Genomic DNA, 12,816 nt, shown 5'->3' on the forward strand with positions numbered 1-12,816 from the left:
TTGAGATGATTAATTGGAAGATTATATTTAAGATTCTAGGTTCATTATTATTTATCGAAACAGCCCTACTCCTTAGTAGCGTTGCCGTATCGCTTTTCTATCATGAATTCGATTCTTTAGCTTTTATTGTATCCTCATTAATTACTCTTTTCTTTGCTTTCTTTTTCCGTTCATTAGGAAATGAAGCAGAAAATAGCATGTCGAGACGTGACGCTTACTTAGTTGTTACACTCTCGTGGACCATCTTTAGTATCTTTGGTTCATTACCTTTTATGATAACAGGAGCCATACCTCATTTCACCGATGCTTTTTTTGAAACGATATCGGGCTTCACAACCACAGGAGCAACTATCATAGACGATGTTGAATCCTTACCTCATGGATTACTTTTTTGGCGTTCAATGACCCATTGGATAGGTGGATTAGGAATTGTATTCTTTACCATTGCCCTTCTTCCATCACTTGTTGGCGGTTCAGTTAAGATCTTCTCAGCTGAAGCAACGGGCCCTATTCAGTCAAAGTTACACCCCCGTTTAAGTACAAGTTCTAAATGGATTTGGAGCGTTTACCTCATTCTCACTATTGCATGTGTCCTTAGTTTCAAGCTATGTGGAATGGGATTATTCGACAGTATCAATTATTCTATGGCCATTGCAGCCACAGGAGGCTTCTCAACTCACAACAGTAGTATTCTTTATTTCCACTCTTCTACGATAGAATACCTTTCTATTTTCTTCTGTTTTGTGTCAGGAGTCAACTTCACTTTATTGTATATGGCAGTAGCGAAGCTACGTTTTAAGGCCTTATTCCGCAATGCAGAGTTCATATTCTATTGCTCAATTATCTTAGGCTTCACCGCTTTCATCATGTTCGAGCTAATTTATCGCAACGGATATGAGTTAGAAAAGGCATTCAGAAGTAGTCTTTTCCAAGTTGTTTCTTTCATCACCACCACAGGACTCTTTAGCGATGACGCAGGTAAATGGCCCCATGTCACTTGGGTAGTCTTAGCAATGTGTATGTTCTTCGGCTCTTGTTCAGGTAGTACAAGTGGAGGTTTAAAATGTGTTCGAGGCGTATTGATTCTCAAAATTATATCTAATCAGTTCAAACAGATCTTGCATCCCAATGCCGTTTTACCGCTAAAGATCGACGGAACAAATATCGAAGTTCGTAAACGTGTCACCCTATTGGCTTTCCTTGCCGTTTACTTGATATTGGCAGTGATAGCTGCTTTCGTGATGATTGCAGCGGGAGTAGACAACACCAACGCCATTACCATTGCATTAAGTTGTATGAGTAATGTTGGACCAACATTGGGTATCGAAATAGGTCCTACGATGTCGTGGAGCATTTTGCCCGACTTCGCCAAGTGGATTTGCTCTGCTTTGATGCTGATAGGACGTTTAGAGATATTTACCGTGCTTGTTATTCTTACTCCAGAGTTTTGGAAGAAGACCTAAAAGCAAGCCCTAACCATTTGTTTTAGCTACTTTTGTTCATCGCAGTTCTTATTTTTTGCCCGCAATTCTTCATTAACATTCGTTGGCAGATAGAATAAAAACAGCTAACTTTGCACTGCTTTTGCAATAGTGCAAGGCACAATTATAAAACAAAGTATGTATAAAACAATTTTCAACAAGCGCAATAGCATCTTGTTTAAGCGTTTCTCAAACAAGGGCTATTCTCTTTTTTCTGTGCTTAGAAAAGAGGTTCTTATCGGTACTTTAAGCGTTGCTACACTCACAAACGCTAAGGCTCAAAGCATTAGTGTGAATGAAGCAAAGACCGATTCTACTGTTCTTGGGAAGGAAAAAGAGGTTGATCTCAGTGAAGTTCTTATCACTGCGTCACGTGCTCCGCTGACAGTTGCTCAGCAATCGAGAATGGTTAAGGTGCTTGGTAGCGAAGAAATTCGTGCCATCGCAGCACAAAGTGTTAACGACTTATTGAAACATGTTATTGCAATTGATGTGCGACAACGTGGTGCAATAGGTGCTCAAACGGATATAAGTCTACGTGGTGGAACCTTCGAACAAGTGGCAATACTTGTGAATGGCATTAATATTGGCGACCCACAAACAGGACATAATGCTTTTGATATACCCGTTGACATGAGCCAAATAGAACGAATTGAGGTGTTAGAAGGCCCTGCAGGCAGAGTTTACGGAACCTCTTCGCTATTAGGAGCCATTAACATCATCACCAAACTAACCAAAGACAACAACGTAAGAGCATTTGCCAAAGCCGGCTCTTATGGTTTCTTTTCAGGCGGAGCAGCACTCAATCTTTCTCAATCTCACTTCACCAACGCACTATCGGCAAGTTACACCCGAAGCGATGGCTATTCGGTTAGCTCTAAAGGTCATCACAACATGGATTTTGAAGGAGGCAAAGCTTTTTATCAAGGCAGATATAACACCGATTTATTGCAATTGAACTGGCATGCAGGATTAAGTAGTAAAGGCTGGGGTTCGAATCTTTTTTATGGCGCATCAGACGATCAATACGAACACACCTTTAAAACATTCACCGCTTTGCAGGCTGACACTAAAAAGGGATTCATGAAACTTCATGGTGCAATATATTGGAATAGAAACGAAGATAGATATGAATGGCATCGTGGAAACGAAAACCCTGTGCCCTTTAACTATGCTCGTTCGAATGTTTATGGCACCAACATCAATACTTATTTCGACTGGACTGCAGGCAAAACTGCTATCGGCTTAGACCTCAGACAAGAAGACCTTGTGAGCACAACACTTGGCGAATTGATGGCGAAAGCAAAACACATTTCGGGCACCAACAGAGATTATACTAAGGAGTTTAATAGAACAAACGTTTCGATTTTCTTCGAACACAACTTAATTCTCGATAAGTTCAGTGCTTCATTGGGCATTATCAGCTCGTATAACTCGTGGATTAAAGGCGGAATGAGAGTATATCCTGGTATCGACATCGCCTACCAATTGCTCCCTACCCTAAAGGTCTACGCCTCTTATAACTCATCACTTCGCTTGCCAACAGCCACCGAATTGTTTTATAAATACAAGGGATTTGAGCCCAACAAATATCTAAAACCTGAAGAACTTTCGGCTTTTGAATTAGGAGTAAAGCACCAAACACCTGTATTAACAGCATCGGCAAAGGTGTATTTCAATCATCTTCGCAATCAAATAGACTGGATTGGCTCTACAGATGCAACAGGAAACTTTGTTTGGAAGAGTGTTAACTTTGGTAAGATCAATAGCGTTGGAACAGAATTAGCGCTCGATTTGCGCTTGCAACAGCTATGGCCTACCCAAAAGATAATGAAAAACTTCTCGATCGCTTATGCACATATTCATCAAAATTCGCACAAAGATGCAGGATTACAAAGTCGCTATGTGCTCGAATATCTTCGCAATAAGCTGTCGGCAAGTTTAGCTTTATCGCCTTTGAAAGATCTTAATACCACCATAATGTATCGTTATCTCGACCGCACAGGCAGCGTGGTAATCTCGCCAACTCAAACCGAAAAATATCGTCCTTATGGTGTTTTCGATTGCCGTGTGTCACTTGATAAACCTCGATATAGCTGCTTTGTTGAAGCCAACAACCTCTTCAACAAGAAGTATTACGACTATGGTAGAATTCCACAACCTGGCTTTTGGATTATGGCAGGAGCCTCTTTCAATATCAACTTATGATGAAGTATCTATTAGTGGCTCTCCTCTCGTGTTTCGTGTGCATTGCATGCGACAAGCAAGAGGAAGAAAGAATGACCGATGTTACTACAACATCTGCGTTGAAAGAGGGCGATCTTTTATTTTGCGTGCAACAAAATAAGAATGCCATTAGCGAGGTAACACAGGGTTTTAATGGTGAGAATATTCCTCACGTGGCTATCTTTCACAACGATTCTACGGGTAGTTTTGCACTCGAAGCCTCTTTTATGGGCGTGAAATTAACTCCTATCGATAAGTTTAAAAAGTGGCTTAAGTTGAACAAAGTGCCTTATGTTTTGGTAGGACGACTAAAGAATCGTGACAATATTGAGGCGTCGGTGCAAAACGCTATGAAGTATATCGGAAAGCGTTATGACTTTAAGTTCGATTCGACCGACGACGAGATTTACTGCAGTGAGCTTATTCAACTATGTTATAAGGACAAAGCTGACAACCTGATTTTTAAGCCTATCCCCATGAGTTTCCATGATAGTACGGGCGTTGTGACCGACTATTGGAAGAAATATTATGCTCGTTGGAAGATGGAAGTGCCCGAAGGAGCACCAGGAAGCAATCCTGGTAACTTGTCGATGAGCGACCAACTCAACATTGTTCATCGTTGGTTCTACGACAACTAACGCTTCGTTCTTCTGCAACGAAATACTGAAAATCAATTGATTTGAGCTTTTCGAGCAGAAAACCCCACAAGGTTTGGCGCAGATAATGCCACTGCACCAAACCTTTTTCTTCGCTCTTTCTCAACATCTCTCCCCTCTTTCTTACCGCAATACAACACCATCACTCCCTAAAAGCTATGACTTTGCCGTGCAAAAAGAATGCTTTTATCGTGCAATTGCACTACTATTATGGTGCAAAAACTATGCTTTTACCGAATAAGAATCTGCCACATAGTTATCGGCATATCATTACAAGAAAAAGAGAGTTGTTGTATGTATAAGCCATATATTTAGTAAACGAACAAGAGAGCATAGCTATCAAAAGATAACAGTAATGCACAAGCGCATAAACAACTAACACATTTAATATTATTACCTATCGCTATAGCCTCTAACAGGGGTACACTTTTATGAGCAATAGATATAACGAAAGTGCCAAAAGAAATAAACAAGGAGAAAGATTTCCATCACATAGGAGAGGAAAAAGAGTAAGGGAAAAGCAAAATTCACAAGAGAACAAATAAAATTGAAAAGAGGTTTTCTAAGTATTTTTATGATGATACTACCTATACAACATTATCATAGAATACTTAAAATTAAACCAAGTTAAACATTTAGCTTGATTTTTTATTCAGAAATGATTGTTTTTCAAAAGAAAATATTATCTTTACAAATAGAGGACAAACGTTTTTACTTGACTGAGTTTTTCACATACTACATATTCTGTTAATGATATTTCTAAACCTAGTGTACTGGGATATAATAGTATCTTTCAGAAATTCTAACAATTCGTATATTCAAACCTGTCTATATCTCGTTTTCCGAAGTACAAATACTTTGAAGAAATAGAAACTATAACATAATAAATATGCTACAAAACATCCCAAAGATATTATTCACATTAACTGTAACTGCTCCAACTTTTTTGTCTTTAGCGCTTACTGGTATCGTTAAAGATCATGAAAAATACTTTAGCGAATGGAAGGTATTATGGGGTAACCATATTTGCCCCAACAGTTTTGATTGGTGGGCAATCAATTTAAGCCTATTTTTTATGTTCCTATGCACAATATTACTTGCAGCTTATCTTAACAAAAAATATGAACGTTCAGAGGAAGGCCTAACAATAACAGTCACCTCTTATTCAAATCTGTCACAAAATAGCGGAGAACAGATTCTGTCATCAGCCATACCATGGCTTACTATATCTACAGATAACCTTGATTTTAAGATTTTGTTTTTTTGCATAATATTACAGTGTTGCTTTATAGCAATTAGTAGTTATAATAATAACAATTATAATATTATCTGTTCAATGTTGGGCTATCGCCACTATGAAGTCCATACAAAGGAAAATACATACATATTACTCTCTAAAAAATGTATTAAAAACAAGACGGAAATAACACGATATTCTGACATAACCGATTACATGGGATTAATTATTAAAAATAAAGAATAGATATGAGCCAATTTTACGCTTTAATGTCAGACAACACTGTGAAGTATATTTCACTCAATGAGGATGTGGTTAATGATATTAGAGATATTTTTATCAGTGGTGCAGCGAGTTTGAAAACTGCGGAAATGGAAGAAGATGAATTTAATGGAGATATAATGGCAAGAAAAGGAGAAAACATTACTTATGTAAATTTCTTCTTGCCAGACGACTTCAGTAGAATACCTGACAATCAAGCAGATATGTCTGAATATAATATAGAGGAAGATATTCCTAAAAGTATTTTCTGGTATGAAGAAGGGAGATACCTTTTTCAAGTATTTAACAAAAGAAACATATTAAAGCGTAAAACTGTCTTGAAAGTTGAATACGGGAATTCTTTTGCAAAAATGCAAGAAAGGGCGTTTGTAATTGAAGAAAAGGTTAATGCCATATATGAAAATGGTAAGCTTTATTTTGAGAGTTATACAAGTGCAAATCAGATTTTTCCTTTATTAGATTTTGTGAAGGAGGCTACTGATGGAGAAATTGAATCTTTCGGAAAAAACAAAAACTTAAAAGCTAATGCTGGCCGTATTAAAAAGATTGCAAATGTTAAGACCAGAAGACTAATCAAAGTATTATCATCTACAACAAATGTCTCAACATTTATAGGTAAATCCCTTCGGACAAAAAAAAATCTCTTAAAGAAATATGGTATAAAAGCCCAGATTAATAATGCGGGAAAACTTATCCTTCCTACTCATAATGTATCAGAACTTAATAGAACATTAGAATTTCTAAATGAAGACATTTTTAGAGGAGTAATAACAAATAGCTTATATCGCTCTAACTCTAAAAAGAAAGACACCAGATAAAATTATATAAGGAAAGCCTATGGCATTAGTAATCAGAAAGCAAATAAAGAATTAATTGAGTATATTCTAGCCTAGAGCCTTTATCTCTCCTTTTCAAAGAATTCGCTTTACAGAAAAATAAATGTATTTTGCTAAAAGAATATGGCGCAATCTACCTGGGTACTAATAAAAGACTCTCTTTATTTTTGACAAATTAGGCTATATAAAATTATCTTAAGGTGCAAAAATTATGCTTTTCATTCTCCTCTCCCACTCTCTTTATAATCCTTTACTTGTCAATCAATTACAAGAAGACGGCAAATCAAGTTTAAATATATGGGAATAAAAAAATGGACTTCATTTTATTGAAGTCCATTTCATATCTTTTCAAAGTTGATTCACATAAGAACTGAGAATCAATCTCTTTTCAAATCAAATTGTTCATCATTCGTTTTTATACGCTTTCCGCTCTACACTGCAACCAAAAGGCTGCGGTTATGGAGCGTGTTTGGCGTGAAATGATGCCGAAAAGAACGGCGATTACTTTTGACGAATGAATATGTTGATGGGCGAACCCGTCATTGTCCAATTGTCTCTTATCTTGTTTTCCAAGAATCGTTTGTATGGCTCTTTGATGTATTGAGGCAAGTTTGCATAGAAAACAAACGATGGAATTTGAGTGTTTGGCAATTGAGTGCAATACTTAATCTTGATGTATTTTCCCTTAACCGATGGTGGTGGGAATGCCTCTATCAATGGAAGCATTACCTCATTCAACTTCGATGTGCCCACATGAGCTTTTCTGTTGAGATAAACTTGCTTAGCTGTTTCGAGCACTTTGAAGATACGTTGCTTGGTGAGTGCAGACGCAAAGATAATGGGGAAGTCGGTGAATGGAGCCATTCTCTTGCGAATTGCGGTCTCGAATGTAGTGATCACCTTTTGGTCTTTATCGGGAACAAGGTCCCATTTGTTAACCACTACCACCAAAGACTTATTGTTTCGCTGAATTAACTGGAAGATATTCATGTCTTGAGTCTCAATACCTCTTGTTGCATCGAGCATCAAAATACAAACATCTGAGTTTTCTATGGCTCTGATACTACGCATAACAGAGTAGAATTCGAGGTCTTCTGTAACCTTATTCTTACGTCTAATTCCTGCAGTATCAACGAGATAGAAGTCGAAACCGAACTTATCAAAGCGTGTATAGATACTGTCTCGGGTTGTACCAGCAATCTCAGTAACGATGTTTCTGTCTTCTCCCATGAAGGCATTGATGATACTACTCTTACCAGCATTAGGTCTTCCTACCACTGCAAAGCGTGGAATTCCATCTTCAAGACTTTCATCTACTTCTGCTTTAAGGTTGTTAATCACCTCGTCGAGCAAGTCACCTGTACCGCTACCAGTTGATGAACTGATGCAGAAAGGCTCGCCTAAACCAAGTGAATAGAATTCTGCAGCATCGTATTGTTGCTCGTTCTTGTCCACTTTATTAACAACTAAGATGATGGGTACTTTCGACTTGCGAAGAATTTGCGCAACATCTTCGTCCCAATCGGTAAGTCCTGTTTGCACATCAACAACAAATAACACAAGATTTGCTTCCTCTGTAGCAATAAGAACTTGTCTTCTTATAGCGTCTTCGAATATATCTTCAGAGTTAACAACCCATCCACCAGTATCTACAATGGAGAACTCTTTACCATTCCAATCCACCTTTCCATACTGTCTATCACGTGTTGTTCCCGCTGTATCGCTAACAATAGCACTGCGAGTTTTGGTTAATCGGTTGAACAATGTAGACTTTCCTACATTTGGACGTCCAACAATTGCTACTAAATTTGCCATATTATAATGTTTTATTGTGGAGCTTTCTTACTCCGGGTTATAGCCAAAACTATCTAACTCTTTTTGAGAACTGCGCCAGTCTTTATCCACTTTAACGAATATCTCTAAGTATATCTTCTTTCCAAAGAAACGCTCTAATGACTTTCTTGCTTCGCTACTAACTTTCTTTAGCGCAACACCTTGGTGCCCAATGATAATCCCTTTCTGGCTATTTCGTTCTACATAGATTATAACTCTAATGCGAATGAGCTTAGAATCTTCTTTAAATTCTTCCACACGAACCTCTACTGAATAGGGAATTTCTTTGTCATAAAAAAGCAAAATCTTTTCTCTTATGATTTCACTAACAAAGAAACGGGCTGGTTTATCTGTTAATTGGTCTTTATCAAAGAATGGAGGTGAGTCGGGAAGTAAATCCTTTATTCTGTTTAATAGAATGTCTACACCAAACTTATTGAGTGCTGAAAGGGGCAAAATCTCTGCCTTTGGAAGTAGAGAATGCCATTTTTCAACCAACGAACCCAAGGTCTTTTGGTCGGACATGTCTATCTTATTAATAAGTAGAATGATGGGAATATCAAGATGTTGTACCTTTTCTAAGAACTCGATGTTCTTCTCTGGGTTCTCAATCACATCGGTTACATATAATAATATGTCAGCATCTGTGAGCGCAGACTCTGAAAATGCCAACATACTTTCTTGCAAACGATAGTTTGGTTTGAGTACTCCTGGGGTGTCAGAAAATACGATTTGCATATCTTCTGTATTGACAATACCCATAATTCTGTGACGAGTTGTCTGAGCTTTGAATGTTGCTATAGAGATCTTCTCGCCTACTAAGAGGTTCATTAAGGTACTCTTACCAACATTGGGATTGCCAACAATATTAACAAAACCTGCTTTATGCATTCTACTTTGATTTATATTTCAAGAATAAAGAAATTCGTATGAACAAAAAAACGCATACACTTTATTATAAAGGATGCGTTTCTTATTCTATTTATGATTATTAATATCACTTTGAAGCCACAGCATTTCCATCGTAAGCCCACTTAAAGTAAGATGCTCCATGAACGAATCCTGCACCGAATGCGGTGAAGATAATGTTGTCACCTTTCTTTAGTTTGCTTTCAAAATCCCATAAAGCTAATGGAATGGTTGCTGCACTTGTGTTACCATAGTGTTCTATGTTTACTGCAACTTTGTCGAGAGAAAGCTCTGCACGCTTAGCTACTGCTTCAATAATACGTAGGTTTGCCTCGTGAGGAACAACCCAATTGATATCATCAGTAGTGAGATTATTGCGTTTAAGCACTTCCATCACATCGTTACTCATGTCTGTTACAGCGCAACGGAACACGGGTCTACCGTCTTGGAACAAATAATGTAGACGGTGATCAACAGTGAATCTAGATGTGGGGCATACACTTCCGCCTGCCTTTAGATGAAGGAAAGGAAGACCTTTACCATCTGTTCTAAAGTAGAAGTCTTGCATACCATAGTCTTCTTCAGATGCTTCTACAAGCACACCAGCAGCTCCATCACCAAAAAGAACGCATGTTTGACGATCTGTATAGTCTACGATTGAAGACATTTTATCTGCGCCAATCACGATAACTTTTTTGCATCTACCACTTTCAACCATAGTACATGCTTGGCTAAGAGCATACATAAAGCCACAACAAGCAGCTTCAAGGTCGTATGCAAACGCATTAGTTAAGCCGAGCTTTCCTAATACAATAGATGCAGTTGATGGAAACTTATAGTCAGGAGTTGTTGTTGCAACGATAAGAGCGTCAATTTCTTGAGGATCAGTTCCTGTCTTTTGAAGAATTTGTTTAGCTGCTTTACGAGCCAAATAACTTGTTCCCAAGCCTTCTTCTTTTAGAATTCGGCGTTCTTTTATGCCCACACGAGCCATAATCCACTCATCACTTGTGTCGACCATTCTTGACAACTCCTCGTTAGTAAGGATATAGTCAGGAACGTAACCGCCAACACCTGTGATGACAGCATTAATTTTTCCCATTATTCAGCGGTTTCCTTAACGATAGCAATCTTACCTCTATAGGTTCCACATGATGGACAAACTGTGTGGTAAACATAGTAAGAACCACAAGTTGAGCATACTGCAAGTGTTGGTGCTACTGCACCATCATGAGTTCTTCTTTTACGTGTACGAGTCTTAGACTGTCTTCTTTTAGGATGTGCCATTTTGTTTTAATGTTTAATTTATTTGTTTTTTAATTCGTTCAATTTACTCCAACGTGGGTCAATAGCAGCTTCTTCATCCCGTCCACTACTTCGGGTGGTGGAGTGTTCTTGCAACATCTTGATCATAGCAGGATTACATTTACCAGGTGCGTGCACATGCTTGATTGGAATGTTTAGCTGTATAAACTCATAAATGAACCACGAAAGATCGAGAAAAGGATCATCTTCTGCAACGATAACGAGTTCATCTTCTTCGGAGTATTCATGTCCAAAGCGGACTAATAGCTTTGCTTCTGTATCGATAGGTTGTGACATATCGTCTAAGCATTTATCGCAAGACACCACCACTTCTCCTTTGATTTTGAAGCTGAGTTCAAAGTAACTAGATGTACGATGTATTGTAACTTCGGCATCTAGGTTGCCTCCTTTCACATCAAGAGTATCGAGAGTTTCAAAGAAACCATCGTTGATTGTGTAGCTACGAACGGTGTTTCCGTCACTAAGAGCTTTGAGGTCGATATTAAACTCTTTTAAACTAATCATTTGGCTGCAAAGGTACAAATATTTTCTGATATGAAAATCATTTAGCAAAAAAAATATCATCGTTAGTCCTTTACTGAATGTTAAAGTTACAATTATTTACTACTTTAGGTGCATTTTTCATGTTTTTACGGAATTCCGGCGCCTTTCTATTTATAAATATGTTACATTCAAAGACCTAAAACAAGCTAAAGCACTGCCCAACATCTAATTAATTATATTTTCTTTGTCAGTCTCATAAAAATGTAGTACTTTTGATTTCAGTATTTAAAGATAACGAAATATAACTCTATAAAATAACAATAAAACAAATTTAAACATATACATTTTATGCAACCAATAAAATTTAATCCCCTACTTGTTCAAACCTTATGGGGTGGAGAAAAGATTATTCCATTTAAACACCTCAACAGCGACCTCACACAAGTGGGCGAAAGCTGGGAAATTTCGGGTGTAAAAGGAAACGAAACCATTGTTTCTGAGGGAGAATTCAAAGGCAAAAAGCTAAATGAACTCGTAGACGAATTAAAGGGAAAACTTGTAGGAGAAGCTAACTATAAGCGTTTTGGTAACGACTTCCCACTACTCATTAAGTTCATCGATGCACGTCAAGAACTTTCTATTCAAGTGCACCCAACAGACGAATTAGCACAAAAGCGTGGCAAACTTCGTGGTAAGACTGAAATGTGGTACATCATGGATAGCGACGAAAATGCTAAGCTTCGTGCAGGAATGAAAGAAAAAATCACTCCTGAACAATACAAACAAATGGTGGAAAACGACACCATCACTGAAGCTATTGCAGAATACAAGGTGAAAGAAGGCGATTGTTTCTTCTTGCCAGCAGGCCGTATTCACAGCATTGGAACAGGCTGTTTCTTGGCAGAAATTCAACAAACTTCAGACGTAACCTACCGCATCTACGACTTCAAGCGTAAGGATAAAGATGGCAACTATCGTGAGTTACACACCGAAGAAGCTGCAGAATGTATCGATTACAATGTAGAACCAAACTACAGAACCGAGTATACTCCAGTGAAAAACGAAGGCGTTGCACTTGTAGAATGTCCTTATTTCACAACTGCCGTATATGATCTTAACGAGCCAATGACTTTAGATTATTCTGAACTCGACAGCTTCGTTATCCTCATTGGTTTGAAAGGTAGCGGCGAAATAACCGACAACGAGGGTAACACCACTACTCTTTGCGAGGGCGAAACTATTCTTATCCCTGCAACAACAAGCGAAGTTAAGGTAACAGGAAATATTAAGTTCCTCGAAACATACGTATAAATCAAACCATACGAACCTAATAATACAAAGCCACTTTTAAATCTTTTTTAAGAGTGTGCTTTGTATCTTACTTTTAAAACAAATAAGGATAACCCCATAATATAATTAGGTGTAATTATTTTTAGGACAATTATTTTTGAACGCTTACAAACTACTTTACATACATTTTCTCACTAAATTAAATATGAAAAGAAAAAACTCAACCTACATTCAACCACTTTGCGAAGTGTACCAAC

11 protein-coding genes are annotated in these 12,816 nt (G+C 37.8%); 6 read left to right on the forward strand and 5 right to left on the reverse strand.

Annotation, left to right across the window (positions count from 1 at the left end):
• Nucleotides 1-5 precede the first annotated feature (5 nt).
• The 5 genes from A3GM_RS0109955 (at nt 6) to A3GM_RS11235 (ending at nt 6,700) form a co-directional block, all read left to right on the forward strand.
• Entirely contained in the window at nt 6-1,463 is a 1,458-nt protein-coding gene (locus A3GM_RS0109955; protein WP_018363224.1) for a TrkH family potassium uptake protein, read from the forward strand.
• 156 nt (nt 1,464-1,619) lie between these two features.
• Nucleotides 1,620-3,689 carry a TonB-dependent receptor plug domain-containing protein gene (locus tag A3GM_RS0109960; RefSeq protein ID WP_018363225.1) on the forward strand — a complete coding sequence of 690 codons (2,070 nt, stop codon included), beginning with the start codon at nt 1,620-1,622 and terminating at the stop codon, nt 3,687-3,689.
• The gene (locus A3GM_RS0109965; protein WP_018363226.1) at nt 3,686-4,345 is read left to right on the forward strand and encodes a YiiX/YebB-like N1pC/P60 family cysteine hydrolase; all 660 of its coding nucleotides are present in this window, start codon (nt 3,686-3,688) and stop codon (nt 4,343-4,345) included. Before A3GM_RS0109960 ends, A3GM_RS0109965 begins: the two co-directional genes overlap by 4 nt.
• A 907-nt stretch (nt 4,346-5,252) precedes the next feature.
• Nucleotides 5,253-5,846, forward strand: coding sequence for a hypothetical protein (locus A3GM_RS0109970; protein WP_018363227.1), 594 nt, complete (start codon nt 5,253-5,255; stop codon nt 5,844-5,846).
• A 2-nt stretch (nt 5,847-5,848) separates the two neighbouring features.
• Nucleotides 5,849-6,700, forward strand: coding sequence for a hypothetical protein (locus A3GM_RS11235; protein ID WP_018363228.1), 852 nt, complete (start codon nt 5,849-5,851; stop codon nt 6,698-6,700).
• A 519-nt stretch (nt 6,701-7,219) separates the two neighbouring features.
• Here the strand turns inward: A3GM_RS11235 and der are convergent.
• From der to A3GM_RS0110000, 5 genes are all read right to left on the reverse strand, one after another.
• Entirely contained in the window at nt 7,220-8,533 is a 1,314-nt protein-coding gene (der, locus tag A3GM_RS0109980; RefSeq protein ID WP_018363229.1) for a ribosome biogenesis GTPase Der, read from the reverse strand.
• 27 nt (nt 8,534-8,560) lie between these two features.
• On the reverse strand, nt 8,561-9,442 hold the full coding sequence (gene era, locus A3GM_RS0109985) for a GTPase Era (RefSeq protein WP_009228927.1): 882 nt from the start codon (nt 9,440-9,442) through the stop codon (nt 8,561-8,563).
• Nucleotides 9,443-9,548: 106 nt separating this feature from the next.
• Nucleotides 9,549-10,562 (reverse strand): beta-ketoacyl-ACP synthase III, encoded by a 1,014-nt coding sequence (locus A3GM_RS0109990; RefSeq protein ID WP_018363230.1) that lies wholly within the window; start codon nt 10,560-10,562, stop codon nt 9,549-9,551.
• Nucleotides 10,562-10,747 (reverse strand): 50S ribosomal protein L32, encoded by a 186-nt coding sequence (rpmF, locus tag A3GM_RS0109995; RefSeq protein WP_009228925.1) that lies wholly within the window; start codon nt 10,745-10,747, stop codon nt 10,562-10,564. The genes A3GM_RS0109990 and rpmF overlap by 1 nt, the downstream gene beginning before the upstream one ends.
• 18 nt (nt 10,748-10,765) lie before the next feature.
• Complete coding sequence (locus tag A3GM_RS0110000) at nt 10,766-11,290, reverse strand: YceD family protein (protein WP_018363231.1); 525 nt, start codon at nt 11,288-11,290, stop codon at nt 10,766-10,768.
• 327 nt (nt 11,291-11,617) lie between these two features.
• Here A3GM_RS0110000 and A3GM_RS0110005 point away from each other — a divergent pair, with 327 nt between their 5' ends.
• Nucleotides 11,618-12,580, forward strand: a complete 963-nt coding sequence (locus A3GM_RS0110005; protein WP_018363232.1) for a type I phosphomannose isomerase catalytic subunit — start codon at nt 11,618-11,620, stop codon at nt 12,578-12,580.
• The last annotated feature ends 236 nt before the right edge of the window (nt 12,581-12,816 follow it).

It is taken from the genome of Hoylesella nanceiensis DSM 19126 = JCM 15639 (assembly GCF_000379965.1).
GTDB lineage: Bacteria > Bacteroidota > Bacteroidia > Bacteroidales > Bacteroidaceae > Prevotella > Prevotella nanceiensis.